This is a genomic window from Marinobacter sp. G11 (genome assembly GCF_021282325.1).
Classification (GTDB): Bacteria; Pseudomonadota; Gammaproteobacteria; order Pseudomonadales; family Oleiphilaceae; genus Marinobacter; species Marinobacter vinifirmus.
In genome coordinates this window covers 63,557-89,504 of sequence record NZ_JAJSPB010000013.1, presented here as the reverse complement: position 1 = coordinate 89,504, position 25,948 = coordinate 63,557, and the positions used below count along the sequence as shown (strand labels likewise).

At 59.7% G+C, this 25,948-nt stretch carries 23 protein-coding genes, 1 tRNA gene and 2 riboswitches; of the genes, 16 read left to right on the top strand and 8 right to left on the bottom strand.

What is annotated here, in order from left to right:
- Positions 1-7 precede the first annotated feature (7 nt).
- Genes bamA through LWH94_RS10365 form a run of 8 tightly spaced genes read left to right on the top strand, consistent with a single transcriptional unit; the run spans position 8 to position 7,849 of the window.
- Entirely contained in the window at positions 8-2,326 is a 2,319-nt protein-coding gene (bamA, locus tag LWH94_RS10400) for an outer membrane protein assembly factor BamA (protein ID WP_232902166.1), read from the top strand.
- Positions 2,327-2,368: 42 nt separating this feature from the next.
- Positions 2,369-2,866, top strand: coding sequence for an OmpH family outer membrane protein (locus LWH94_RS10395; RefSeq protein ID WP_058340184.1), 498 nt, complete (start codon positions 2,369-2,371; stop codon positions 2,864-2,866).
- A 39-nt stretch (positions 2,867-2,905) separates the two neighbouring features.
- On the top strand, positions 2,906-3,931 hold the full coding sequence (lpxD, locus tag LWH94_RS10390; RefSeq protein ID WP_232902165.1) for a UDP-3-O-(3-hydroxymyristoyl)glucosamine N-acyltransferase: 1,026 nt from the start codon (positions 2,906-2,908) through the stop codon (positions 3,929-3,931).
- 17 nt (positions 3,932-3,948) lie between these two features.
- Positions 3,949-4,383: a 3-hydroxyacyl-ACP dehydratase FabZ gene (gene fabZ / locus LWH94_RS10385; RefSeq protein ID WP_201785316.1), complete on the top strand. Its 435-nt coding sequence runs from the start codon at positions 3,949-3,951 to the stop codon at positions 4,381-4,383.
- Positions 4,383-5,174, top strand: a complete 792-nt coding sequence (lpxA, locus tag LWH94_RS10380) for an acyl-ACP--UDP-N-acetylglucosamine O-acyltransferase (protein WP_199456920.1) — start codon at positions 4,383-4,385, stop codon at positions 5,172-5,174. The genes fabZ and lpxA overlap by 1 nt, the downstream gene beginning before the upstream one ends.
- Positions 5,175-5,188: 14 nt before the next feature.
- Entirely contained in the window at positions 5,189-6,367 is a 1,179-nt protein-coding gene (gene lpxB, locus LWH94_RS10375) for a lipid-A-disaccharide synthase (RefSeq protein ID WP_232902164.1), read from the top strand.
- Positions 6,367-6,969, top strand: coding sequence for a ribonuclease HII (rnhB, locus tag LWH94_RS10370; RefSeq protein ID WP_232902163.1), 603 nt, complete (start codon positions 6,367-6,369; stop codon positions 6,967-6,969). The genes lpxB and rnhB overlap by 1 nt, the downstream gene beginning before the upstream one ends.
- A 1-nt stretch (position 6,970) precedes the next feature.
- Positions 6,971-7,849 (top strand): DMT family transporter, encoded by an 879-nt coding sequence (locus tag LWH94_RS10365; protein ID WP_232902162.1) that lies wholly within the window; start codon positions 6,971-6,973, stop codon positions 7,847-7,849.
- Positions 7,850-8,057: 208 nt separating this feature from the next.
- Here the strand turns inward: LWH94_RS10365 and LWH94_RS10360 are convergent.
- A tRNA-Met gene (locus LWH94_RS10360) sits at positions 8,058-8,134 on the bottom strand.
- Positions 8,135-8,359: 225 nt separating this feature from the next.
- Between LWH94_RS10360 and LWH94_RS10355 the strand changes: the two genes are divergently transcribed.
- From LWH94_RS10355 to LWH94_RS10345, 3 genes are all read left to right on the top strand, one after another.
- Positions 8,360-9,481: a metallophosphoesterase family protein gene (locus LWH94_RS10355; protein WP_232902161.1), complete on the top strand. Its 1,122-nt coding sequence runs from the start codon at positions 8,360-8,362 to the stop codon at positions 9,479-9,481.
- Entirely contained in the window at positions 9,478-12,108 is a 2,631-nt protein-coding gene (locus LWH94_RS10350; protein WP_232902160.1) for an AAA family ATPase, read from the top strand. The genes LWH94_RS10355 and LWH94_RS10350 overlap by 4 nt, the downstream gene beginning before the upstream one ends.
- 132 nt (positions 12,109-12,240) lie before the next feature.
- Complete coding sequence (locus tag LWH94_RS10345; protein ID WP_232902159.1) at positions 12,241-13,119, top strand: hypothetical protein; 879 nt, start codon at positions 12,241-12,243, stop codon at positions 13,117-13,119.
- Positions 13,120-13,132: 13 nt separating this feature from the next.
- On the opposite strand, the gene LWH94_RS10340 is transcribed toward LWH94_RS10345, so the two are convergent.
- Positions 13,133-13,513 carry a rhodanese-like domain-containing protein gene (locus LWH94_RS10340; protein WP_022988734.1) on the bottom strand — a complete coding sequence of 127 codons (381 nt, stop codon included), beginning with the start codon at positions 13,511-13,513 and terminating at the stop codon, positions 13,133-13,135.
- Positions 13,514-13,676: 163 nt separating this feature from the next.
- A riboswitch (glycine riboswitch) is annotated at positions 13,677-13,765 on the top strand.
- A 1-nt stretch (position 13,766) separates the two neighbouring features.
- Positions 13,767-13,866: riboswitch (glycine riboswitch) on the top strand.
- A gap of 22 nt (positions 13,867-13,888) precedes the next feature.
- On the opposite strand from LWH94_RS10340, the gene LWH94_RS10335 reads away from it, so the two are divergent.
- Positions 13,889-14,506, top strand: coding sequence for a trimeric intracellular cation channel family protein (locus LWH94_RS10335; protein WP_058340172.1), 618 nt, complete (start codon positions 13,889-13,891; stop codon positions 14,504-14,506).
- Between the two features lie 9 nt (positions 14,507-14,515).
- Here LWH94_RS10335 and LWH94_RS10330 read toward each other — a convergent pair whose 3' ends face one another.
- On the bottom strand, positions 14,516-15,523 hold the full coding sequence (locus LWH94_RS10330) for a hypothetical protein (protein ID WP_094625563.1): 1,008 nt from the start codon (positions 15,521-15,523) through the stop codon (positions 14,516-14,518).
- Between the two features lie 35 nt (positions 15,524-15,558).
- Between LWH94_RS10330 and LWH94_RS10325 the strand changes: the two genes are divergently transcribed.
- Positions 15,559-17,400, top strand: coding sequence for an autotransporter assembly complex protein TamA (locus tag LWH94_RS10325; RefSeq protein ID WP_442914985.1), 1,842 nt, complete (start codon positions 15,559-15,561; stop codon positions 17,398-17,400).
- Complete coding sequence (locus tag LWH94_RS10320) at positions 17,397-21,197, top strand: translocation/assembly module TamB domain-containing protein (RefSeq protein WP_232902158.1); 3,801 nt, start codon at positions 17,397-17,399, stop codon at positions 21,195-21,197. Before LWH94_RS10325 ends, LWH94_RS10320 begins: the two co-directional genes overlap by 4 nt.
- A gap of 6 nt (positions 21,198-21,203) precedes the next feature.
- Here the strand turns inward: LWH94_RS10320 and LWH94_RS10315 are convergent, their stop codons facing one another.
- Genes LWH94_RS10315 through LWH94_RS10305 form a run of 3 tightly spaced genes read right to left on the bottom strand, consistent with a single transcriptional unit; the run spans position 21,204 to position 23,660 of the window.
- Complete coding sequence (locus tag LWH94_RS10315) at positions 21,204-21,899, bottom strand: SIMPL domain-containing protein (protein ID WP_232902157.1); 696 nt, start codon at positions 21,897-21,899, stop codon at positions 21,204-21,206.
- Positions 21,900-21,907: 8 nt separating this feature from the next.
- Entirely contained in the window at positions 21,908-22,666 is a 759-nt protein-coding gene (locus tag LWH94_RS10310; RefSeq protein ID WP_022988739.1) for a gamma-glutamyl-gamma-aminobutyrate hydrolase family protein, read from the bottom strand.
- Complete coding sequence (locus LWH94_RS10305; protein WP_232902156.1) at positions 22,659-23,660, bottom strand: amidoligase family protein; 1,002 nt, start codon at positions 23,658-23,660, stop codon at positions 22,659-22,661. The genes LWH94_RS10310 and LWH94_RS10305 overlap by 8 nt, the downstream gene beginning before the upstream one ends.
- A gap of 169 nt (positions 23,661-23,829) precedes the next feature.
- On the opposite strand from LWH94_RS10305, the gene lexA reads away from it, so the two are divergent.
- Together lexA and LWH94_RS10295 are read left to right on the top strand one after the other, a co-directional pair.
- Positions 23,830-24,438 (top strand): transcriptional repressor LexA, encoded by a 609-nt coding sequence (lexA, locus tag LWH94_RS10300; RefSeq protein ID WP_036219354.1) that lies wholly within the window; start codon positions 23,830-23,832, stop codon positions 24,436-24,438.
- Positions 24,439-24,453: 15 nt separating this feature from the next.
- Positions 24,454-24,945, top strand: coding sequence for a cell division inhibitor SulA (locus LWH94_RS10295; RefSeq protein WP_094625566.1), 492 nt, complete (start codon positions 24,454-24,456; stop codon positions 24,943-24,945).
- 18 nt (positions 24,946-24,963) lie between these two features.
- Here the strand turns inward: LWH94_RS10295 and LWH94_RS10290 are convergent, their stop codons facing one another.
- Positions 24,964-25,236, bottom strand: coding sequence for a hypothetical protein (locus LWH94_RS10290; RefSeq protein ID WP_232902155.1), 273 nt, complete (start codon positions 25,234-25,236; stop codon positions 24,964-24,966).
- Between the two features lie 55 nt (positions 25,237-25,291).
- On the bottom strand, positions 25,292-25,792 hold the full coding sequence (locus LWH94_RS10285) for a DUF6586 family protein (protein WP_232902154.1): 501 nt from the start codon (positions 25,790-25,792) through the stop codon (positions 25,292-25,294).
- Between the last annotated feature and the right edge of the window lie 156 nt (positions 25,793-25,948).

Here is a 25,948-nt window from a genome sequence, read left to right as displayed (position 1 = left end):
AAACTGAATGAGACGTTCCCTTCTAGCTGTAGCCGTTGGCCTCGCCATTACCGCAACCGGTATGAAGCCAGCGCTGGCGGATGAATTTACGGTTGCGGACATCGAGGTAGAAGGCCTGCAGCGGGTATCCGCCGGTTCCGTATTTGCCGGATTCCCGGTCAATATTGGTGAGCAGATTGACGAAACCCGCCTGGCGGGCGCCATCAAGGATCTGTTCGGCACCGGATTGTTTACCGATATCCAGGCCAGCCGTGATGGTGGCGTGCTGATTCTGACGGTGAAGGAGCGGCCATCGATTTCCTCGATCGAGATCGAAGGCAACAAGAACATCGAAACCGATATGCTGATGGATGCCCTGGCCGGGGCGGGCCTGGAAGAAGGGCAGGTGTTCCGCCGGGCTACGCTGGAGCGCCTGGAGCTGGAAATTCTGCGCTCCTACATTGCCCAGGGCCGATACAACGCCCGGGTCAAGGCGACCGCAGAAGAGTTGCCCCGCAACCGGGTAGCGGTGCGCCTGGATATCAACGAAGGCTCGGTAGCCGCCATCCAGCACATCAACATCATCGGCAACAAGGATTTCAGCGACGAAGAGCTGATCGACCTGTTCGAGCTGCGCACCAGCAGCTGGTGGAATTCACTGACCAACAAAGACAAGTACGCCCGGGAACGCCTGAGTGGTGATTTGGAATCTCTGCGGTCGTTCTACCTGAACCGCGGTTACCTGGATTTCAGCGTCGAATCCAGCCAGGTGTCCATTTCACCGGACAAGAAGCAGGTGTTTATCGCCATCGCCCTGAATGAAGGCCCCCAGTACACCATCTCTGACATCCGCCTGCGCGGTAACCTGATTGTTGAAGAAGAGGAATTGCGCAAGCTGATCCCGGTTAAAGAGGGCGATGTGTTCTCCCGGGCCCAGATGACCGCCATTTCCGAAGCCCTGTCGTTCCGCCTTGGGCGTGAGGGCTATGCCTTTGCCAACGTGAACGCCGTGCCGGAACCGGGCGAGGACAATACCGCCGCGGTGACCTTCTTCATCGAGCCGGGCAAGCGGGCCTACGTGCGCCGGGTCAATTTCGAAGGCAACGTATCCACCAAGGACGAAGTGCTGCGCCAGGAAATGACCCAGATGGAAGGTGGCGTGGCATCGTCTGACCGCATCGAGTTTTCCAAGACCCGCCTTGAGCGCCTCGGCTTCTTCCAGACGGTGGATGTGGAAACCGTCCCGGTACCCGGCACCGATGACCTGGTGGATGTGAACTACAGCGTGCAGGAACAGCCGACCGGCAGCCTGTCGGCGTCTGTGGGTTTCTCCCAGAACTCCGGTGTGATCCTTGGTGCCTCGGTGTCTGAAAACAATTTCTTCGGCAGCGGCAAACGGGTGTCGTTCGGTGTAAACGTGAGTGACTCGGTCAAGAGCGCCAATGTTTCCTACTTGGACCCGTACTTCACCGTCGATGGCGTAAGCCGTGGCTTCAGCCTGTTCGCCCGGGAAACCGACTACGAGGAAGAGGATATCTCCTCCTACCTGCTGGATGAATACGGCGGGCGCCTGACCTTCGGTTATCCGACAGATTCTATCACCCGCTTGAGCTTTGGTGCCGGCATTACTCGTTCCGATATCAAGCCCGGGGTGTTCTCTGCCCAGGAAGTCCGTGACTTCGTGGCGGAGGAAGGCGACTCCTTTACCAACTACTTCCTGTTTGGTAACTGGCGCCGCAGCACCCTCAACCGGGGCGTGTTGCCAACCGATGGTTACAGCCATTCGCTGTCGCTGGATGTGGCGGTGCCGGGCAGTGACCTGACCTTCTACAAGGCTTCACACCGTACCGACTTCTACTTCCCGGTGACTGATGCACAGGACTGGATTGTGAGAGCCCGAACAGAAATCGGATACGGGGACGGTTATGGTGACCGCACCCAGATGCCGTTCTTCGAGCATTTCTACTCAGGTGGTTATGGCTCGGTGCGCGGTTACCGTGCGAACTCGCTGGGTAACCTGGCCGAGAATGCAAAAAACGACTATTCCGATGAAGATCCATTCGGCGGCAACCTGCTCACCGAAGCAGGCCTTGAGCTGATCTTCCCGACGCCGTTCGCCGGGGATTCCCGCTCCATGAGAACTTCGTTCTTCCTGGATGCCGGGCAGGTGTTCGACACCGAGCGCGGGTTTGATCCGGAACTGACAGAAGTGCGCACCGCCGCGGGTGTCAGCTTCCAGTGGATCACGGCCGTGGGCCCGCTTGCATTCAGCCTGGCCAAGCCGCTTAATGACAAGGCAGGTGACGATACCCAGGTATTCCAGTTCTCGCTGGGCCAGACGTTCTGACGCCACTATAAAAAATAAAGGATGAAACAAAGGAGATTGATGATGAACCGTGTGACTGCTTTGATTGGTGCCGCCTTGCTGGCCTTTTCTGCCCAGGCAGCTGCAGAAACCCGCATTGGTGTGGTGGATCTGCGCCAGGCCCTGTTTTCCTCGGATGATGCCCAGACCTTCAGCCAGCAGCTGCAGCGGGACTTTGCCGGAGATGAAGAAAAGGTCCGCCAGGCCCAGGAAGAAGCCCGCAAGCTGAAAGACCGCCTGGAAAAAGACGGTTCGATGATGAATGAAAGCGAGCGTAACAAGGTGGCGGGTGAATTCCAGGAGAAGGTGCAGGAGTTCAACTTCCTCAAGCAACGCCTTGATGCCACGGTTAACCAGCGCAAGCAGCAGTTCCTTGAAAATGCCCGCCCGGAAGTAGACGTGGCTGTCAAAGAACTGCTGGAAGAGCATGATCTGGACCTGATCCTGCCCAGCGAAGCGGTGGTGTACGTGAAGCCGGAAATGAATCTGACGTCCCAGCTGCTGGACAAACTGAACAAGTAAAGAACAAGGGGCTCCCCGCCCCGGTGTTTGGAGAAGGCAATGTCACAGAAGTCCTATCGGCTCCAGGAAATAGCCGATGCGTTGGGAGCCAGTCTCCGGGGAGACCCCGATATCATGGTCAGCGGCCTGGCCACCTTGCAGGCGGCCGGCCCGGATCAGATCAGCTTTCTGGCCAATCCGGCCTACGGCAAATACCTGCAAGACACCCGGGCCGGTGCGGTTATCCTCTCACCCGCAGCAGCGGATGATTGCCCTACCAATGTCCTGTTACTGGACAACCCGTACATGGGCTATGCTCGCCTCAGTCACTGGTTTGACCCTGCGCCGGTGGCATCAGCCGGTGTTCATCCCACCGCTGTGGTAGATGAGAGCGCCAGCATAGACAGCACTGCCAGTGTAGGCCCTCACGCGGTCATCGAAGCCGGTGTGCATCTTGGAGCCCACGTTGTAATAGGTGCCGGCACCGTCATCGGCGCACGCACCCGCATCGGAGACCACACCATTATCCGCCCCCGGGTTACCCTGGCTCACGACATTGTAGTGGGGCAGCGTTGCCATATCCTCAGCGGTGCGGTGATCGGTTCAGACGGTTTCGGCTTTGCCAACGAGCGGGGCCAGTGGCACCGCATTGCCCAGCTCGGCGGCGTGGTGCTGGGTGATGATGTGGAAGTGGGCGCCAACACCACCATCGACCGTGGCGCGCTCGACAGCACAGTCATTGGCAACGGCGTGAAGCTGGATAACCTGATCCAGATCGCCCACAACGTTCATATCGGTGATCACAGCGCCATGGCCGCCATGGTCGGTATCGCCGGCAGTACCCGCATCGGCAAACACTGTGTGTTTGGTGGCGCCTCCGGGGTGGCAGGGCACCTGGAGATCGGGGATCAGGTGCATCTTACCGGCATGACGCTGGTAACGGGTGATATCCGCGAGCCGGGCGTGTATTCTTCCGGCACCAGCGCCGACACCAACCGGAACTGGCGCAAGAACGCCGTGCGTTTCAGGCAACTGGACAGCCTGGCCCGGCGCATAAAAGAACTGGAAAAGAAATCAGAGGGCTGAGGCCGATCAACATGCAGATGAAGATTGATGAGATTCTTGAGTACCTGCCACACAGATACCCGTTTCTGCTGGTAGACCGGGTTACCGATGTGGAGAAAGGGAAGTCGATCAAGGGCTACAAGAACATCTCCTTCAACGAGCCGTTCTTTACCGGGCACTTCCCGGATAACCCGATCATGCCTGGCGTGCTGATTATCGAAGCTATGGCCCAGTTGGCGGGCATTCTCGGTTTTGTGACCGTAGAACGGAAACCCTCTGATGGCGTGATACAATATTTGGCTGGCTCCAGCAAAGCGCGCTTCAAGCGCCCCGTGGTGCCGGGAGACCGCATGGATATGGAGGCTGAATTTGTCTCCGCCAAGCGCGGTATCTGGAAATTCAATTGCCGGGCACTCGTTGATGGCGAAGTGGTGTGCGTGGCAGAAATCATGACCGCTGAGAGAGAAGTTTGATGGCGACAAATGACTGGTCGGGTGTCCATCCTCAGGCGATTGTAGACCCGTCAGCCAAACTGGCAGACAACGTAACCGTAGGCCCCTGGAGTTACATCGGCCCCGGTGTGGAGATCGGCGAAGGTACCGAGATTCTCTCCCACGTGGTGGTCAAGGGCCCAACGGTAATCGGTCGCAATAACCGTATTTTCCAGTTTTCCAGTATCGGGGAAGAGTGCCAGGACAAGAAATACGCCGGCGAGCCCACCACGCTGGTGATTGGTGATAACAATGTTATCCGTGAAAACTGCACGATTCACCGTGGCACGGTTCAGGACCGGGGTGAAACCCGCATTGGCAGCGGCAACCTGCTGATGGCCTATGTGCACGTGGCCCATGATTGCATCGTAGGCGACAACACCATCCTGGCCAACTGCGCCACGCTGGCCGGCCACGTCTCCGTAGGCGACCACGCTATTCTCGGTGGTGGCACCATGGTGCACCAGTTCTGCCACATCGGCCCTCACAGCATGGCGGCTGGCGGCAGCATCGTACTCAAAGACATTCCCGCCTATGTGATGGCGTCTGGCCAGTCTGCCCAGCCCCATGGCATGAATGTGGAAGGCCTGAAGCGTCGTGGCTTCAGCAAAGACGTGCTGATGGCTCTGCGCCGCGCCTACAAGGTGGTTTACCGTCAGGGCCTGACCACCGAGCAGGCGGTTGAAGAACTCGAGAAGTCCTTCAATGACGTGCCGGAAGTCCGCCCGCTGATTGACTCGCTCCGGGGAGCGGATCGCGGCATCATTCGCTGAGCCAGGAGGCCCTGGTGGCAACCGCTGAAACCGGGCAGGTCAGCTCCCGCAAGGTAACCATTGCAATCATCGCCGGCGAGGCATCGGGGGATATCCTCGGTGCCGGGCTGATTCGCTCGTTGCGCACACGCTATCCGAAAGCCCGCTTTGTGGGCATCGGCGGCGACGAAATGATCGCCGAAGGCTTTCACTCCCTGGTACCCATGGAAAGGCTTTCCGTGATGGGGCTGGTGGAAGTGCTCGGACGCATTCGCGAGCTGTTCAGTATCCGTGCCCGCCTGCTGGAATACTTCTTCACCACACCGCCGGATGTGGTCATCGGTATCGATTCCCCGGATTTCACCCTGACGATTGAACGCCGCTGCCGGGAAGCCGGTATTCCCTCGGTTCATTATGTAAGCCCCTCGGTCTGGGCCTGGCGCCAGAAGCGAATCTTCAAGATTGCCAAGTCTGTCGACCTGATGCTCACCCTGTTTCCCTTCGAAGCCCGTTTCTACGAAGAGCACAATGTGCCGGTGGCCTTTGTGGGGCACCCGCTGGCAGACCGCATTCCCATGCGGCCAGACACAGACGCGGCCCGTAAGGCACTTGGCCTGAATCCCGACCAGCCTGTTCTGGCGGTATTGCCGGGCAGCCGGGGTGGGGAAGTTGAGCGCCTTGGTACCCTGTTTCTGGAGGCCTCCCGCTGGCTGCAGGAGCGCCGTCCAGACATCCAGCTGGTGATTCCCTGCGTCAACCGGGACCGGGAGAAGCAGGTAGAGGGGCTGGTCGAGGCGCTGGAAGTGAAGCTGCCGGTTACCCTGGTACGCGGTCGTTCCCGGGAAGTAATGGCCGCCAGCGATGTGGTGTTGCTGGCATCCGGCACGGCAACCCTGGAAGCCATGCTGCTCAAACGCCCCATGGTGGTGGGTTACCGGTTGAGTGATCTCAGCTACAAACTGCTGTCCCGTCTGGTGAAGGTGCCCTGGGTGGCCCTGCCGAACCTGCTGGCGCAAAAAGGCCTGGTGCCGGAGTTGCTGCAGGATGATGCCACACCGGAGGCCCTGGGCGCCGCCGTGCTGGAGCGCATGGAAAACACCGAAGAGCGCGAGCAGTTGCAGCAAGCCTTCACCGAGTTGCACGAAAGCCTGCGCGAGAATGCGGACGAACGCGCAGCAACCGCTATTTCCGAGTTAATGGAGCGCCGGCGCTGATGGCCGCAAAAGACCTTCCGCCGTTTGAGTGCAGCTACAAGGGCCGGTTACTGGCCGGCGTTGATGAAGTGGGCCGTGGCCCGCTGATTGGTGCAGTGGTGACTGCGGCCGTGATACTGGACCCGGAACGGCCGATTGAGGGCCTGGCGGACTCCAAGAAGCTCACCGAAAAGCGCCGCCTGAAGCTGTACGACGAGATCCTCGAAAAGGCCGCTGCCTGGAGCCTGGGCCGGTGTGAGGCAGCGGAAATTGACCAGATCAATATTTACCAGGCCACCATGCTGGCCATGACCCGTGCAGTGGAGGGCCTGGCTCTCGAACCTGAATACGTATTGGTAGACGGCAACCGTTGCCCGGATTGGCGCTGGCCCTCCGAGCCGGTGGTGAAGGGCGATGCCAGGGTAGAGGCGATCAGCGCTGCGTCTATCCTCGCCAAAGTCACCCGCGACCGGGAAATGGAGATGCTGGAACAGCAATATCCCGGCTACGGACTGGCCCAGCACAAAGGTTATCCCACACCCGTGCATCTGGAAGCGCTGAAGCGGTTAGGTGCAACGCCGGAGCACCGGCGGTCGTTTCGTCCCGTCCGGGAGTGTTTGTAAAATGAATTCGCACATACTTGCCGCCGTGTTTGCCGCAGTTTTTATGGGCACCATTGGCGCCATCTCGGTGTATGCCGGTGTCAGCGCGGAAACTGTTACCTTCTATCGCTTGTTTATAGGGGCGGCATTAATGGCCGCGTTTCTCCTGCTGACTGGACAGCGAGCAAAGGTATTCACCTGGCCCGGTTTCAAGGTTCTGGTGACCGGGGCATACCTGGCCGGTTTTGTGGTGTTCTACGTAATGGCCATGAATTACACCAGCATGGCGAACGCCGTGATGCTGCTGTACCTGGCCCCGGCTGCCGCGTCGATAGTGGCGCATTTTTTCATGGGGGAGCGGCTGTCGGGCCTGGGTGCAGCCTTGATCGCCTTGGCGCTGTTCGGCTTTGCCATGATGATGGAATTCAACTTTAACCTCTCCGGCCGGGCGGAAGAGGCGGCAGGCCTGTTTTATGCCCTGTGCGCCATGCTCTGCTACGCCGCGTTTATCCTGACCAACCGCTTGATTCACGAACGGGTGCATGTACTGACCCGAAGCGGGTACCAGATGCTGGCCGGGGCGCTTTGCATGCTGCCGCTGATGCTCATGCAGGATGAGGCCATTCAGGCCGGGCAATGGGGCTGGTTGGCGGCGGCCGGCGTGCTGCCCGGCTTCCTGGCGATTATGCTGGCGGTGGTGGCGTTAAAGGCATTGCCGGCGGCAACCTACGGCACCCTCGCATACCTGGAGCCGATTACAGTGATTATTCTGGGTTGGCTGCTGTTTGACCAAAGCCTGAACTTGCTGCAAATGTCCGGTGGTGCGTTGATCATCGTCTCGGGCGTGGTGCAGGCGGTCTGGTCCCAGCGGGAGGCGCCTCCTGTGCCAGTGCGGACGTGAAGACTGGTAAGGCGGACTAAGCGACCAGCATTGCGGTGAACGAGGATGTGCCCGGCGTGGCGGACTTACGGTCAATTTCACCTAACCACCCAAATAGGGGGCCACAAGGATTGGCACATATATGTCACATATACGTCACAGGGGAATTTGGCGGCCCCAGATGCAAAAAAGGCAGACCAGTAAGTAACTGATCTGCCTTTCTTTTTTATGGTAGCGGGGGCAGGATTCGAACCTACGACCTTCGGGTTATGAGCCCGACGAGCTACCAGACTGCTCCACCCCGCATCAAAACTGGTTGTTGTCTTCGGGGCTGTCCCCGATCAACGAGGTGCGCATAGTACAGCTGGGTAGGGTGCTTGTCAAACCTTATTTAAGACCCTCGCCAGGGTCAGCTGTGAAGGTTGCTTGCATGAAGCCCAAGCATGATTAGGATGGTACAGAAGCCGCCGGGCTCCCACGCCAGAATCGGCAAGCGATTAAGCGAAAGTCTACATTTTGAAGGGGCACGCAATGCCAAGATTTCTACACACCGCCGACTGGCAAATGGGGCGTACCTACAGCCGTTTTGAAACCGAAGACGGTGCAGCGCTGGTGGAAGCCCGGTTCGAGGCCATAGACAAGCTGGCCCGGCTTGCCAATGAATCTCAGTGCCAGGCGGTGCTGGTGGCCGGTGATGTGTTTGATGCCCAGACGGTATCTGATCGCACTATTCGCCGGGTGTTCAATGCCACCAAGGCATTCCCTGGCCCTTGGGTGATGCTGCCGGGTAACCATGATGCGGCGCTCGCCGAAAGTGTCTGGACCCGCGCTCAACGGTTGGGTGCCGTGCCGGATAACGTGCACCTGGCGCTGGTGCCGGGCGTTATCGAACTGGCTGCCGAAGGCCTCGCCATACTGAACGCACCTCTGACCCAGCGTCATACCTATGGCGATCTGACAGAAGCTTTCGGCCGCTACGAGACTCCGGCAGGATTGGTTCGGGTGGGGCTCGCCCACGGCAGTGTGCAGGGATTGCTGGCGGGTGAAATCGATTCCACCAACCCTATTGCGCCGGATCGGGTACAAGCCAGCAAGCTGGATTACCTGGCATTGGGAGACTGGCACGGTACCAAGGAAATCAACGAACGCACCTGGTACAGCGGTACCCCGGAGCCGGAGCGGTTCCGGGATAACGAGGCCGGTAATGCCCTGATTGTCGATATTTCCGGGCCGGGTGAGCTGCCGCAGGTTCAGGTGTTAGCTACCGGTCGTTACCAGTGGCATCAATGGCGGGAAACCCTTTCTGTGGAATCAGACCTGGACCAATTACTGGAACGCCTGCAAAACCTGCCTGAATCCTCGGTGGTGGATCTTCGGCTGGATGGCCTGATCACCCTGGCGGGCGACGAAAAACTGCTGCACGGATTGTCGGTTGCCGAAGCCCGTTTCCGCAGCATTCGTTGCGAGCGCAGTAACCTTCAGCTGGCACCTACCGACGATGATATTGCCGCCCTGAAAGCCGACGGCTACGTTGGCGAGGTGGTCGAAACCCTGCGGGAGCAGCAAGCCGGGGAGCAGGGCGAAGCCGCCCGGGATGCCCTGGCCATTCTGGCCTCCATGCTGAAAACACCGGCTCAGGAGGCAGGCCAATGAAACTGCAGAGCCTGAAGGTTGAACAGCTGCGCCAGTTCCGCCAACCCTTTGCCCTTGAGCATCTTCAGCCCGGCCTGAACCTGATCCACGGCCCCAACGAATCCGGCAAAAGTACCCTGGTGCGGGCCATCCGGGCGGCGTTCTTTGAACGTTATCGGTCCCAGGCGGTAGATGACCTTCGCCCCTGGGGTGACTCTGCGGCAGCCCCCACCGTTGAACTGGCCTTCGAGCATCAGGGTGCCCAATGGCGCCTGGTTAAAAGTTTCCTGAAGCGCACCCGCTGTGACTTGTCGGTCGGCAACGAAACCTGGAGCGAAGACGACGCAGAAGAAAAGCTGGCGGAGCTGTTGGGTTACCAGTATCCCAAGCGGGGCGCCAGCAAGGCGGAGCATTGGGGTATTCCGGGCCTGTTGTGGGTAGAGCAGGGCACGGGGCAGGATATCGAGCAAGCTGTTGAACACGCGGGCGATCACCTGAAATCCGCCCTCAATGCCCTGGTAGGCGAGGTGGCCAGCACCGGCGGCGATGCAATCATCGAAGAAGTAAAAGGCAAGCGCGACGTGTTGCTGACGGCCACCGGCCAGCCCAAGGGTGACTACAAAAAACTGGATAAAGAGCGGGAAGATCTGCAGCAACAGGTCGACGATTTGCAGCTGCGGGTTGAGCAGTATCAGGGGCAGGTGGATCGCCTCGGGCAGTTGTCGCAGGAGTTTGATCGCACCGAACAGGAAAAGCCCTGGGACGAAGCGCGGCGGCAACTGGACCAGGCCCGTGAACAGCTGCAGCAGGTGGAGCAGTTGGAACAGCAGCAGGAACAGGAAAAGAATACCCTGGCGCAGCTGGTTCAGAACCGCGAGCTGCTGGAGCAGAACCTCGGCCACCTGAGTCGGCTGGACGAACAGCGCAGCGCCCGCAAGGCAGAACTGGAGAGTGCCGAACGCAAACTGCAACAAACCGGGCAGCAGACCGCTGCCCTGGCTGGCGCCCTGAACGATGCCCGGGCTGCCTATGAAAATGCCCGGTCACAACTGCAACTTGCTCGCCAGCAGGAAATCCGGCAGCGGCTGGAGCAGGATCTGCGCCAGTCTGAACAGCGACAGCAAGCCCTCAGCCAGAACCTGGCCAGGGCCCGGGAATACCAGCAACAGGTTGACGAGGCCCGGGAGCAGGCAAAGGCAAACCGCATTGATACCGCCGCGGTGGCCCGCCTGAAAACAACCGCCAGGGAACTGAATGACGAAACCATCCGTTCCGGCACCGTTGCCACCCGCCTGAACTGGCAGCTGCAGCCCGGCGCTAGTATTACCCTCGACGACCGGCAACTGGAGGGGCAGGGCGAACAGCAATTGCTGGAAGCCTCGCAGCTGGTTATTCCGGGCGTAGGCACTCTGGGCATCGCCCCGGGCGGCGAGGAGCTGGCCAGTACCAGGCGCAAGCTCGAAACGCTCGAACAATCCCTGGACGAGCAATTGCAGGCGATGGCTGTGGCGTCCGTTGAGCAGGCAGACAGCCGTGCCTCCGCCTGGGAGGCAGCGGAGCAAAAACGTAAACATGCCGTCGAGTTGTTGCGTTCGGTTGCCCCGGCCGGTCTGGAGCCACTGGAAACCGAGCTGGCGGAACTGCAGGCAGAATTGAAAGCTGTTCGTGAAAAACTGGAAACCACTCCCGTATCGGATCAGGACGTTCAGGTATTGGATCTGGCCGCGGCCGAAAGCGCCCTGTCCAGTGCCGAGAAGCGCTTGAATGACGCCGAGGCCAGCGACCGCAGCCATCAGGCTCAACTGCTCACCGGCAAGCAGGCCCGGGATAACGCAAGGGCCGAATGGCAGCGGCTGGAAGACGAGGCCAACAGCCCCGAGCGCCAACAACAGTTGACCCGATTAACGGCTGAGCTTGCCCGGATCGAACAGCAACAGGTCAGCCTGCGCGAGAGCATGGCGAAGCGGGAGCAGCAAATCCGAGAGGCCCGGCCGGATATCCTGCGGCAGGATATCGACCGTTTTCAGCGCACGATCCAGACTTTGCAGCAAACCCAGGAAGACCGGCAACGGGAACTTCGGGACATTCGTGTTCGGCTTGAGGCCTGGGGTGCCGAAGGCCTGGAAGAGCAATTGAGCGAGAAGCAGGCAGAGCTGGAACAGTGCCAGCGCCGGTACCAGGAGCTGGATCGCCGTGCCCGGGCACTGGATTTGCTGCTCACATTGCTGACAGACAAACGCCAGGCGCTGACCCGGCGCCTGCAGGCCCCATTGCAAAAACATCTTAACCATTACCTGTCGCTGCTGTTTCCGAATGCAACGCTGGAGGTGGACGAACACCTGCGGCCGGGAACTTTCAACCGGGGAAATGAGCTCGGCCAGATTGCCGAACTGAGTTTTGGTGCCCGGGAACAGATGGGGCTGATCAGCCGCCTGGCCTATGCCGACCTGTTGAGGGAAGCTCAAAGGCCCACCCTGATTCTCCTGGACGACACCCTGGTGCACAGCGACCAGAACCGGCTGGAAGACATGAAACGTATCTTGTTCGATGCTGCCAGCCGGCACCAGATCCTGCTGTTCACCTGCCATCCCGAGAAATGGCAAGACCTCGGGGTGCCGCCCATTGACCTCCAGAAGCTTAAAAGCTGAAACGAAAAATTCCGTAAAATAACTGAAACTTATTACGACATAACTGATCTGCCTGTCTTTTCAGGCCGTAACACTGTCACCTGTTTCGATTTGTCGAAACTATGTGTTTTAACTAAGTGATAGGTTGGGCCTGTGCAAGCTACCGTTAAACAAGCAAATTCCAATGTTGTTGACCAGTTCAGCGAAGCCTGCCAGGCCACCCTGGACCGGGTGCTGGGCAACAACAGTGCCTGCGTATTCGCTTCGGTAACATCCTGGACGGCTGGGCTAATTGTGCTGGCCCAGGCCCTTAGCCGGCAAACGGGTGACCTGGTGATGGCATTGGACGGGGTGGAGCTTGGTATTTGCCCGTCGACTGGAACCATCCATGCAGCGTCGTCTGAGGTGATGCTTCAGGCCAAGCAATTGTTGGGACAGCCGGGCTGGCAGCTGCGTGAGGCCGTGGGCAGCCAGGTTGCCAATGGCCATGCCGAAAGCCTGGATATTTTCATGATTCGTGCCGGCATCCATCATGGCGAGGCCCTGCCGATGTTCCCGCTGGAAGGTTCACGAATGAAGTGCTGGCCGGACCTTGGCACCGCGCCGGATCTGATTGAGCCGCTTCGGGTTGCGAGCCTGCTGGCCAAGGGCCATCGAGACCTGCAAAAGGTGGCCGGGCTGACCGGCATAGAGCCGGTACAGGCATCGGGTATTCTGTGGGGATTCCAGGCCGCAGGGTTGATCGTTCCGGACCAGCAGAAAATGCCTTCGCCACATCCGAAAACCGCCTCGAACGACCGGCTGCCGGCAGCAGGCCTGTTCCAGAAGCTGGCCGCCATCGAAAAGATTGCGCCGGGCACCCCCGTTGTCATTGGCCTGACCAAAACCGACTTGCTGGCAAAGCCGGACTTGCGATCTCTGCGTGCCAACTTGGCGGAACAGGGGCTGGTTCTGCCCGTGTTCAGCTTTGATGCCAGAGACAAGGCGCAGGCGAACCATATGGTGCGTGCGCTGCTTGCCTCTATAGACTGATCTGCCCCCGGGTTTAATCGAAGCTTGGCAGTTCCGGTTTTACCAGCGGCTTGCCGGCTGCTTCCCAGGCTTCAATGCCACCTGCAATGGACTGAACGTGAATGTAGCCCATTTCCTTCATGGCCCTGGCTGCCAGGGCTGATCGGCCGCTGTTCTTGCAGTAGATCACCAGGTTCAGGGCCCGGTCTTCAAATGCCGGATCGTTGGTGAGCTTGAATTCCAGAATGCCACGGGACACATTGACGGCGCCGGGAATGTGGCTGGTGTTGTATTCGTCTGCTTCGCGCACATCCAGCAGTACGTCCGCTTTCTTGATGGCGTCGTCGGCCTGGTCCAGCGGAATTTCACGAATCTCCGCGCGGGCGGCTTCTACTAGGTCGTGAGCAGTTTTCATTGGCAGGCTCCTGTTGAAACGGGTTTGGTTGTCTGGCGGTAAAGATAGGTGAGCGCTTATATTTCATCAATCTCTAAGGTTATATCACTTCCATACAGGCTTGCTATCAACGGAATGGCTGTTTCCTGATTGAGTGGCAAGTGGTGTGGATTGATATATAATCCGCCCCCTCGCAGGAGAGAGGGTGCGGCCGCACCCCGCCGAAGGCGCAAACTCCCATAAACGCTCAGGCCCATGTACTGCGACCTATCATGAACAGCCGACTGGAGAGTGACTGCCCCGTTGCAGTCCACCGAAGGGGCAAGCAGGGTACATCCTGTAAACTCTCAGGTATCAGGGACAGGGGGAGAGGCCACGATTACACAGGAGTTCTGTGTGCTGACCTCTGTCTATCTGATTGCTATCACCGCTGAAGCCATGTCCGGGGCCCTGGCCGCCGGGCGCCGCAATATGGATCTGTTTGGTGTCGCGGTTATTGCCTTTCTCACCGCCCTGGGCGGTGGTACGGTCAGGGATATCCTGTTGGGCAACTTTCCGGTTACCTGGACCCAGCATCCCAGCTATATCTACCTCACCATCACCGGTGGCCTGGCCACAATCATTATTGCCCGGTTTATGCGCCACCTGCACCAGTTGTTCCTGGTGCTGGATGCGATCGGCCTGGTGGCATTCACGGTGATTGGCTGCAATGTGGCGCTGCGCCTGGGTTATGAAACCCCGGTGATTGTGATGTCCGGCATTACCACCGGCATCTTTGGTGGCATTCTGCGTGACATCATGTGCAACCGCACGCCGCAGGTGCTGCGCCATGAGCTCTATGCCAGCGTGTCGCTGGTGGTGGCGCTGGTGTATCTGGTGTTGGTGCGCAAAGGGTTCCATGAAGACGTTACCCTGCTGGCGGCGTTCAGCCTGGGCTTGTTGCTGCGCATGTGTGCTATCCGCTGGCAGGTTTCGCTGCCGGTGTTCAGCTATTCCAATGCCCGGTGGCAGTGAGGGATCCCGTTACGGCAGGTTCTCCCGCCAGTGTTTTACGTGTACCTGGTCCTTGATGGCGTCGATCACCTCCAGGATCAGGGTGATCAAGGCCTCTTTCTCGCCCTCTTCGGTCAGCCCTTCGCCGGGCTCCGGCAGGAACACGTTAACGATGTCTTCAATAAAGGCATGGTTGGTGGAGGAGGCGAGGTCATCCAGGATCTGGTGCACCACGTTGGCGACGATGTCACCCACCGCATTCTCCAGGGTGTCCTGGATGGTCGGGCCCACGACCGGCAGGTACTTCAGGCGTGACAGTTCCAGGTTCTGTTTCAGGGCATGGTCTACCCGGTTTTCCAGGTAAACCCGCAGGGCACCCCGATTGGGGATATAGCCCTGCTTCGCGGCCTGGGCGACCCTTTCGGACAGCCAGTCAGACAACATTTCCCGCCGCGGGAAAAGAATGTCGTGTTGGATACGCTCGAACAGGGGCGAACCACGTTTCACCTCATCCTGCACGCCGCTCAGCACCTTCAGCACAATCCGGTCAGACAGCTCTTCCATAAAGGCTTCGTAGTAGAAGATGACAAACCGGTACAGGCGGGTGCTGGTGAAGTCGATGATCTTGTACTGGTGCAGCCGGTAAATAATGGAAATAATCCGCAGTACCCGGAGAAAACGCAGGCTGCCCACCGGAATACACCCCACCAGGTCGTACCAGTGGATGAACGGATAGAAATACCAGCGGTCATACACCCGGGCCTTGATGGAGTAACCCCAGCGCAGGACAAACTCGCCCAGGAAGATCGACACGAAGATCAGGTCGTAGAAAATGAAGCGTTCGTGGATGGGGTGGTAAAGCTCCTGAATAACCGGGGCGTAGTCTTTCAGAAGGTTTTGTACGGCCACGAAGTTATAAATCGAGTCCCAGATAATCAGCGCGAGATTGAGGATCAGCAGCCCCAGCATCACAAAGTCGATGATGAACCAGGTGAGCTGGTGGCTGGATTTGAGGTTTTCTCGGTTTATCTTGAGCATCCGGGCTACCTTGGGGCCTACAATATCAAAGCTAAGTGACTGGAAGGTTAGCCTATTCAGTCGGTAAACTCAGCAACCTGTTTCAGGGAATCAGCCCGGACACCGGATCGGACGCCATTAAAACCAGCATGCTGTTAGCCAGAACCTTACAACGCCTTGCCACCATCAGCCCGGGCCTGGTGATGCTGGTACTTGCCCCTGCCGTATTCGCCAGCCAGGTTCGGGTGGAGGTTGAGGGCGATGTGGATAACCTCCAGGACAACGCCCAGATCTTTGTTGGCGAAGTGGAAGGCCGCACTGCCGATGGCTTGCGCCGTTACGCCAACACCGCCATTGCCCAGGTGAAAGAGGCGGCCCGGGCGCTGGGCTATTACAGTCCCGAGGTACGCTGGAAAGTAGAAGAAGCCGGCGATGAACCGGCGGAGCTGGTGCTTACCCTCATTCCCGGCGAGCCGGTGCTTATCCGCTCCCGCAATGTGATGATCGAAGGGCCGGATGGCGCACAGGAAGACTTCCGGCAGAACCTCCCGAAATCGCCTGCACAAGGTGATGTGCTGCACCATGGCCGGTACGATGCCCTGCGCCAGTCTATCCAGAACACCGCCAACCGGCTGGGCTATTTCGAGGGCGAATTCCTGACCCGCCGGCTGGAAGTGGATCCCGCCAAAAACGCGGCTGACATCACCCTGGAGTACCAGTCCGGCGAACGCTACCGGCTGGGCAAGGTCACCTTTCTGGAAGGCCACGAGTTCGAACAGAACCTGCTGGAGCAGTTTGTTACTTTCGAGCCCGGTATTCCGTTCCATGCCGATGAAGTGGCAAAACTCAGTAATGACTTGTCCAACAGTGGCTATTTCTCCGGGGTGGATGTAGACGCCGCGCCGTCGAAGGCAGAAGACCGGGTAATCCCTGTCGATATCGCCCTGACGCCCCGGCCGCCGCGCTCCGTGGCCGCCGGTGTTGGCTTTTCGACAGACGTCGGCCCCCGGTTCCGGGGTAACTGGCGGGAACACTACATCAATCCCATGGGGCATCGCCGGGGCGCCGATACCGAACTGTCCGAGTTACGCCAGAGCGTGAGCGGCTGGTACGAGCTGCCGCTGGATCCGCCCATGACGGATGCCATCCGCCTGACCTCCGGTTACCAGCGCGAGCATATTGAAGATGTGGAGTCTGAACGGCTCACCTTCGGCCAGCAGTGGAGCCACCAGCTGGACAACGGCTGGATGCAGATATTGTCCATGCGCTGGGAAGGGGAGCGCTTCAGTATTGGTGAGGAAGAGCAGGGTAACTCCAGCCTGTTATTGCCGGGTGTCAGTTATTCCAAGCTGCACGCCAACTCGCCGCTCGACCCGTCCCGGGGGTATCGCCTTCAGTTCGACGTGACCGGGGCCCATCGGGCGGTGATCTCGGATGCCGATATCCTGCATGTGAATTTCCTGGCCAAGGGGCTTTATACCCTGGCCGGCAAGCACCGGTTTCTCGCCCGCTTCAATTTCGGTGGCGTGGCCACCAACAGCTTCCGGGATGTTCCGCCTTCGTTGCGCTTCTTCGCCGGTGGCGACCAGAGCGTTCGCGGCTACGGCTATGAAACCCTGGCACCCAAAGACTCGGATGATGTCGTCATCGGTGGCCGTTACATGGTGGTGGGAAGCGCCGAGTACCAGTATGAGTTTGTGCGAAATTGGCGTGTGGCGGCCTTTATTGATGAGGGTAATGCCGTGGATGATGTCTTTGATCCCCTGGCCACCGGCGTGGGTATGGGCATTCGTTGGGTGAGCCCGGTGGGCCCCTTGCGCCTGGATGTGGCCAAGGGTATGGATGACCAGTTCGGCGGCGGCTGGCGGATTCACTTCTCCATGGGGCCGGAACTGTGACCGAAGCGAACCAGACACCTCCGCAGCCGCAGCCGGAGCATGGCGCAGCGCCAGCCAGGCCGCCCCGACACAAACGCTGGTGGTTCTGGCCAGTGGTGATTGTGTTGCTGGTGTTGCTGTTGCCCTTGGTGCTGGTGGCTATTGTTTTGCTGGCGCTTCTGACCGATGCCGGCACCGCCTGGACCATCGACCAGATTCCCGGGCTGCAAACCGAGGCGGACCAGGGTTCCCTGCTGGGCCAGTGGCAGGCGGAACGGCTGGAATGGCGCGGCTATGGCGTGGAAGTACTGTTGCTGGCGCCGGAAGTGGACTGGTCTCCCAGCTGCCTGTTCGAAAAGACCCTGTGCCTGGATACCCTGAAAGCCGAACAGATCGATGTCACGGTTCAGCCTTCTGATACCGCCGAAGACACAGAACGGGGTGATATCAGCCTGCCCGCTATCAACCTGCCGGTGGCGTTGGTGGTGGGGGATGTACAACTGGGGCCCTTTAAGCTGAATGGCAGCCCCATCTGGGACAAGGTGGAGCTGCGCAGTGAAGCATCCGGCGCCAGCCTTACGGTAAACCACGCCCTGTACCAGCTGGGCGAAATCCGGGTGACTGCCAGTGGCCGTGCTGAAATGCGCCGGGACTGGCCGGTGGATCTCGATGTTACGGCACAGTTGCCACCCCCGAGCGGAGACAGCTGGACGATTGCAGCCAACCTGGCGGGCAGCGTGCGGGATCTTCGGGTATCCGGAACCAGCAGCGGTTATCTGAACGCACAATTGAGCGGCACCGTGCAGCCGCTGGCAGCGCAGTTGCCGGCGGCGCTCACCATTGAGTCAGAGAGCTTCCTGGCCTACGACACCCTGCCGGAAACTCTGACCCTGGAAAACTGGGTGGTGTCGCTGGACGGTTCCCTTGCCAACGGCTTCCGTACCCGTACCAGTGCCAACCTTCCCGGTACAACCGGCACCATCGAAACTGTCATCAGGGGCCTGGTCACAACCGGTGGTGTCGACAACCTGGTCCTGACCATGACCGGGCCGGCGGCCACACAGCCATCCGGCGAAGATCCCGACGCTCCGGGTACCCTGGAAGTTCAGGGCAGTGCGAGCTGGTCTGGCGGCCTGCAGGCAGAGGCCGACCTGGCCCTTGACCGTTTCCCCTGGTTCGGACTGATTCCCGGGCTGGAGCCGCCACCGGTTGCCGTGAACCGGCTGGAAGGGAATGTTGAGTACAACGATGGCAACTACAACGCCGATTTACAGGCGGCGGTGAGAGGTCCGCAAGGCGATGCGGAGCTTACCGCAGCTCTGAACGGGGACCTGGAAGCAGTTCGCATCACACAGCTGGATATGACCACCGGTGCAGGTTCCCTGACCGGCGATGCCGAACTGGCCTTCGCGGATCAGCTGGCCTGGCAGGCCCGGCTGCTGCTGGATCAGTTCAACCCTGGCTACTGGGTGCCGGTGCTGGAAGCCAGTCTCAACGGTGAAGTCAATTCCGAGGGCCGGCTGGTGCCGGACAGCCTGCCGGTAATGACCGCCGACTGGGACCTGAAAGGTCGCTGGCAGCAGGAGCCGGCCACCGCCCGGGGTAAGCTCAGCAGCGATGGTACCGACTGGCGCGTGCAGGATCTGCTGGTGGCGATAGCGGAGAACCGGATAGAAGGCGAGGGGCGCTACGGTGAGAGCCTGGGGGCCGGCCTGACTGTGAACCTGCCGCAGCCGGACCGTCTGCTGCCCGGCCTGGCCGGTCGTTTCTCGGCCAGGGTGGACCTGGCGGGTTCGGCGCAGGATCCCACGGGCAAGGTGACGCTTGATGCCAGTGAATTCGAATGGCAGGACCTGCTGCGCATTGAAAACATGGAGCTGGATGCCAGCCTTGCCAGTGGCGGTGTGCTGGATGCCAGCCTCAACGCAGAAGCGTTGCGTGTAGCTGGGCAGGAACTGGCTGCGGTGACTGCAGACCTTGATGGTACCCGGGCGGATCACCAGCTGGCGTTGACTGTGCAGCACCCGGAAGCCTCGGTGGCGCTGACGTTCGCCGGCGCCCTGGGTGACGCCTGGACCAGCTGGCAGGGCGCCTTGGCCCGGGGCGAAATCGATGTGCCCGGCCCGGAGCAAACCTGGCGGCTGGAAGCGCCGGCAAGCCTGGATTACACGGCTGACGGCGAAGTGTTGTTTGGCGCCCACTGCTGGCGCTGGCAGGCCAGCTCGGTGTGTGCCGACGACCAGCAGCTGCTGCCGGATACCCGGATCGCCTATCAGATTCGCCAGTTCCCCATGCAGGCGCTGGCGCCGTTGTTCCCGGAAACCTTTCGCTGGCAGGCGTCGCTGAACGCAGACATTGACCTGGCACTCACCGAACAGGGCCCGGATGGCCTGATCAGTATTGATGCTGGGGGTGGGGCCTTTGAATTCCTGATCCTGGATGACTGGGAAACCCTGCAGCATGAATCCCTGACCCTGGAAGCCCGGCTAAAGCCTGAAACCGCCGAACTGGCCATGGCGCTTCGGGGCCCGGAACTGGGCAGCTTTGACCTGGAACTGGCGGTGGACCCGAATACCGAAAGCCGGCCCATCGATGGCCGCTTCAACCTGGAAGATCTGAACCTGGCTTTCCTGTCGGCCTTTGCCGGCATTGAAGAGGTGGCCGGCGAGGTCAATGGTCAGGGGACTTTGTCTGGCCCGTTGTTCCGGCCCCAGGTGCAAGGGGAGCTGGCGCTCACCGACGGCCGGGTGTTCGACCCGGGCCTGCCCCTGCCCATGGAAGACATCGTGCTGGTGCTGGAATTTCTGGGCAGCCGGGCCGACATCAGCGGCCGTTGGAAGAGTAACGATCGCAGCAGTGGCGAGCTGGGCGGCTACCTGGACTGGCAGGATGAGCCCGAAGTCCAGCTGAATATCAGCGGTGAGCGGCTGCCGGTTTCGGTCGAGCCCTATGCCCGGGTAGAAGTGGGCCCGGATCTGACCATTGCTTTCCGCGCCGGTGAGCTGGCGGTGTCAGGCCGGGTGGATGTGCCCCGGGGTGATATCGAAATCAAGGGCCTGCCGCCATCGGCGGTTTCGGTATCCGAGGACGAAGTCATTGTCGGTGTCGAACAGGAAGAGCCCGCCATTCGCACCATGCTGATGGATATCACCGTAGTGGTGGGTGAAGACGAAGTATCCTTCAATGCCTTTGATGTAACCGGCAACCTGGAGGGCACCCTTCGCATTGGCAACAACATGGATACCCGCGGCACCCTGCAGTTGGTGGACGGTCGCTACGAAGCCTTCGGGCAAGACCTGGACCTGCGCAGGGCGCGGATAATCTTTGTGGGGTCTCTGGCCGAGCCATACCTGGATGTTGAAGCCGTGCGCACCGTCGATACCGTTGTGGCGGGTATTCGCCTGAGCGGGCCGGTGAACGCGCCGACCACGGAAGTGTTCTCGGAGCCGTCCATGCCCCAGAGTGATGCGCTGTCTTACATCATTCTCGGCCGGGCACCCCAGAGCCAGGGGGATGAAGGCCAGATGAGCCGGGCGGCGATTTCGCTGGGGCTGAACCAGGCCAGCGGTATAACCCAGAGTATCGGAGACGAGTTGGGTATCCGTAACCTGACCCTGGAAGCGGAAGGCTCTGGCGACCAGTCTGCCGTAGTGGCCAGTGGTTACATTACCGACGAGCTCAGCCTGCGCTACGGGGTGGGTATTTTCGAGCCAATCACGACCGTGGCGCTGCGCTATGACCTGGGCAAGTATTTCTATCTGGAAGCGGCCAGCGGGCTGGCGGCCTCCCTCGATATCTTCTATACCCGTAATTTCTGACCCGGTTCAGTCCAGTTCGAAGGTGGCGCTCACGCTGGACTGAATCTCACGGGGGCCCACGCTCGAGACGGTATCCCGGGCGGACTTGGCTTCTGCCATCATCATCGGCACGGGCCGGTGCCCACCGTTGATGTTGATAGACACCACCTCGCCGCAGGTTTTGTCCAGCTGCTCCGCCACGAACTGGCAGCGGTTTCGGGCGTCCTCGATGGCCCGGGCCAGCGCCTGCTGCTCAAGCCCCTGCTCGTCGGAATGGAAAAACTGGTGGCTGCCAAGGTTGTACTGGAGGCCCAGTTTATTGGCCTGCTCCAGCAGCGGGTTCAGCAGTTCCAGGTCATTGATCGAGAAGCTCACGGTCTGGCTGGCGACGGAGACCCGTTCCGGCTCCTTGCCTTTCTCCTGAACCGGCAGGGTGCGTGTATACAGGTTTACATCCGCGTCGGAGTAGTCCTGCAACTGGTCTCGCCAGGTTTTGATGGCGCTACGCCACTTGTCCATGGTGTCAGCTACCTGGGCGGAAGCCTTTTGCGGTTGCCTGTGCTCGGCAGAAACCGAGAATTGCAGGCGGGCGCTGTCCGGGTTGTAACGCACCACGCCTTCACCGGTCAGGCTGACTTCGCCGGCATTGGCGGCCAGGGGCACGGCCGCGGTCGCTAACAGGGCGGCGGTCAGTGCCAGGGGGTGTTTCAGCGATACCATCATCAAACTCCTTATTGATCAAAGGCCGAATATCGGCTTTCCAGTCTTTCCAGTTTTCTGCCCCGGGCGGCATGCACAAAGTGGCTGAAAATATGCCGGTGGCCGGTGTGATAAAGCAGGTACTCGGGATGCCATTGCACGCCCATCAGCCACTGGGCTCCGGTGTTTTCAATGGCCTGTACGAACCGGTCGTTGTCCAGGGCCGTTACCCGCAGGTTCCGGCCCAGCCGTTTGATGGCCTGGCTGTGAATGCGGTTGGCGCCAATCACCGTGGCAGGCATCAACCGGCCCAGCCGGCTGTCTTTCACCAGTTGTACGGTTTGCAGGGGCAGCAACAGAGGCCGGTGGCGGGTATGTTCCCGCAGCGGAGTTACGTTCTGGCACAGGGTGCCGCCGTGGAACACATTGATAAACTGTGCGCCCCGGCAAATGCCCAGCACCGGAATATTGATGGCTTCGGCCTGAACCAGCAGCCGGTGATCGGTGGAATCCCGCTTGCGATCGTACCGGGCCGTTACCTGGGGCTGTTGCCCGTAAAGCTCCGGGTGTACGTGGGTGCCGCCGGACAGCACCAGCCCGTCCAGCAGGGACACATCGGTATGACTGCCGGGGCGAATGTAATGGGTGTTGGCACCGTGCAGGCGCAGGGCCAGGTTGATCAGCCGGTGCGCCAGGCTTCTTCGCACCGGGCCACTGATGCCGATAGTCAGCCCCGGTTTCTCCGGCAGCTCTTCTGCCATCGGCATGTCGTTGCCCTGATAATCAGACATAACCGTGTTGTTTCAGCCAGTTGTCCGTGGTCTCACGCCAGGAATGGGTGAGGTTGTGGAAGCTGAACTTCTGGGCTTCCCGGAACCGGCTGCGTAAATCGGCCAGGTCTTCCGGATGTGCGGCCAGCTGCTCCAGAACCACCCAGTCATTCCACACCGTGGAGAAATGCCAGCGCGGGTTGTCGATGTCGCAGTCCGGCAGACGGTAATGCAGGGTAGGGCGGCTCTTGATCCTGGGGTCCTTCACGTAGCCTGCCAGCAGTTCCTTGTCGAGATGGGCGAACAGCGGCAGCAGGTCCAGGGCCTTGTTGCGGGTGGGGTTGTAGTGCAGGTAATCCCGCATCAGGGTTTCCAAATCCGGGCGATAGTCATCCGCCATCAGCTTCTCGGTATACCGGCTGCTCCAGGGTTCGATATAGGTGGTGAACTTACGGCTGATATCCAGCTGGTGCCGGGCTTTAAGCCAGTCGTAAAGGGCAGCAAAGGCTTGCAGGTAGGCTACCAGGGTGGCGGGTTCCAGGTCCGGCAATTCCGGGTTCAGCTGCAGGCCAAAGGCAAAGTAGATGGCTTCACGGCTACCTTCTGCGCCCAGTTCCCGTAGCTCATCCATCAGGGTTTCGATCAGTTCCAGTTTCGAGAACGCCAGCGGCGGGCCGACAATCTCAAGCGGAACGACCTTCTCGGCAGCAAAGTCGATCACATCCATGGCATGGCTGCCCAGCTCCCGGATGGATTGCGGCAGGCGCTCGTCGTCCAGGTCCAGCTCCTTGATGGGATCGGAGTCCAGTTCGATGGTAAAGCGGCCATGTTCGGTGTCCAGTGCGGTCACGTAGCGTGAGGTCAGCTCCGGCGATCCGCCGAGCAAGCGGGCGGCATGCTGCACCAGTTGTTCGTAACCGAGCCCCGAAAGCTCGATTTCGACCCCTACGCGGCGTTCTTCACCTTCGTGGTTTTTCAGTCTTTCCGGCATCTTGCAACGATTGGCTGCGTTCATGGAGTGTTTGCATCCCCTTGCTTCGTTTCAGGTCACCTTAACATAGGCTTGCGCCGTGTCCCGTTACCCAAAGGAAAGAAACTGCACAGGGACTTTACACTGGATAAAACACTGTATATAGTCAAATCACTGTATAAAAAACCAGGACGAACAACCCCGGAGAAAAAGCATGAAGCTGACCGCCCGACAGTCCCAGGTGCTGGATATTATCCGGCGATATCTGGATGAAACCGGTTATCCGCCCACTCGCGCAGAAATCGCTGCCGAGCTGGGGTTCCGCTCGGCCAATGCGGCGGAAGAGCATCTCAGGGCGCTGGCTCGCAAAGGTGCGATCGAGATGGTGCCGGGCGCCAGCCGCGGTATTCGCCTGCCGGAGGCTGAGCCGGATCTGGGGTTGCCGGTCATTGGTCAGGTAGCAGCGGGTAGCCCGATCCTGGCGCAGGAGCATGTGGAAGATCATTGCACCCTGAAACCCGACTTCTTCTCGCCCTCGGCAGATTACCTGCTGCGGGTGCGGGGCATGAGTATGAAGGATATCGGCATCCTGGATGGCGACCTGCTGGCGGTGCATCGCACCCAGGATGTTCACAATGGCCAGGTAGTCGTGGCCAGGGTGGGCGAGGAAGTTACCGTTAAACGCTACCGCCGTGAAGGCTCAAGGGTCTGGCTGATTGCGGAGAACGAAGAGTTTGCTCCTATCGAAGTGGATCTGAGTGAGCAGGAATTGTTTATCGAAGGTCTTGGTGTGGGTGTAATCCGGCGCTCCGATCTTCACTGAACAGGCAGGTGAGTTATGGAACAGTTGAGCTTCAATCAGAACATGGCGTTTCATCCGGCCACAGTGGCACCGGCGCAAGCGATCTCTGCGGGGCAGCGCCCGGCAAGCATGCGCCGGCCTGCAGGTGGTTCGGCAGCGGGTCATTCGGGCCTGGGCGGCAATGTGACGGAGATTATCCTGCCGGAAGGGCAGGTAGAGAACTTTCAGCTGTTATTGCCCATGCTCACCCAGCTGAACCAGGAAAAGCGCTGGCTGGCGTGGATTGATCCGCCTCAGGCGCTGGTGGCCAAGTGGCAGAAGATGCACGGCATTGTGGCGAATGAGATCCTGGTGCTGCGTTCAACCGCGGAATACCCGGCCCAGCAGCTGGCAGAGCGCGCCCTGGGCGCAGGTACCTGTCATGCGGTAGTGCTCTGGACCAACAAGCTGGGGCGCGCCGCCTTCGATTCACTGCAAAAGGCTTCTGCGAAAGGAAACAGTCACGGGGTGATTTTGCGCCAGCGCTGAAGGCTGGCGCAGTATCGGTCAGTGCAGGGTATAGCTGGGCTGGGGGTCGATTGCGTCGCCGTCTTCGTCATCCCATTCCATTTCATGGCCCATGTCGTAGTCGATATTGCCGGCGGCTTCAATGCCTGCAGCAATCATGGCCTTTGCCACGTTCATATCCCGGTTCTCCATCATTTCCCGGGCTTCTTCGGAAAAAGAAATGCGCACCAGTGGGGCGGCATCATCATCTATCCGGCGCAACGCGTAGTCGCCGTCAGAGAGTTGTACAATTTCAAAAAACGATGGTGACATTCGTTAAACCTTTGTCGTCATTCGGGTTGTTTCGGTGCAGCCGTGGTCAGGGCTGCTACCACTCGCCGTGCCGCTCTTCAAGTTCCCTTGCAAAAATGGCCATGGCTGCCCTGGTCTGTTCCAGTGCCTGCAGGGAGCGGTCCGGGCCTTCTTCTGCGGCTACCGCAATAATGTTGTCGGCAGAGACCGTCTTTTTCTGCGCTGGTGGTTGGCCCAGGGCCTTGTCCAGCTGAACCAGGTGGTTCCACCAGCTGTCCCGCTGCTGTGCGAGGCTGTCGAGAGTCTCGACTTCCGCCACATCGTATTCGAACAGCGCCTTTAACTCGGCCAGGCTGTGCGGCGTTTCCGTCTTTTTCTGGTGCAGCCTTGCGATCATGGTCAGTAGTACGTCGCGGGCTCTCAGCAGAACTTCTGCCACTGCCTGGGACCGGGCTTCTCCGATCACGGCTGCCGGCAGTCCGGTGCTGGCGGTACTGGCTGGCTGGTCAAATTCCCGGATCAGTACCTGGGCCAGGTACAGTTTTTGTGAAACCAGTGAATACCACGTTGAAGCCATGCAATACCTGCCCACATGCAGTGCCGGATGATCAGTTGCCCGCCTGAAGACCACACCCTTGTATATCGATCAGGCCAAGCGACTAATAGTATCATTTTTGTCCACCCATTTCCTCCCCTTTGATGGTCGCTGTTGATGCAGGTGCCTGTTCACAAG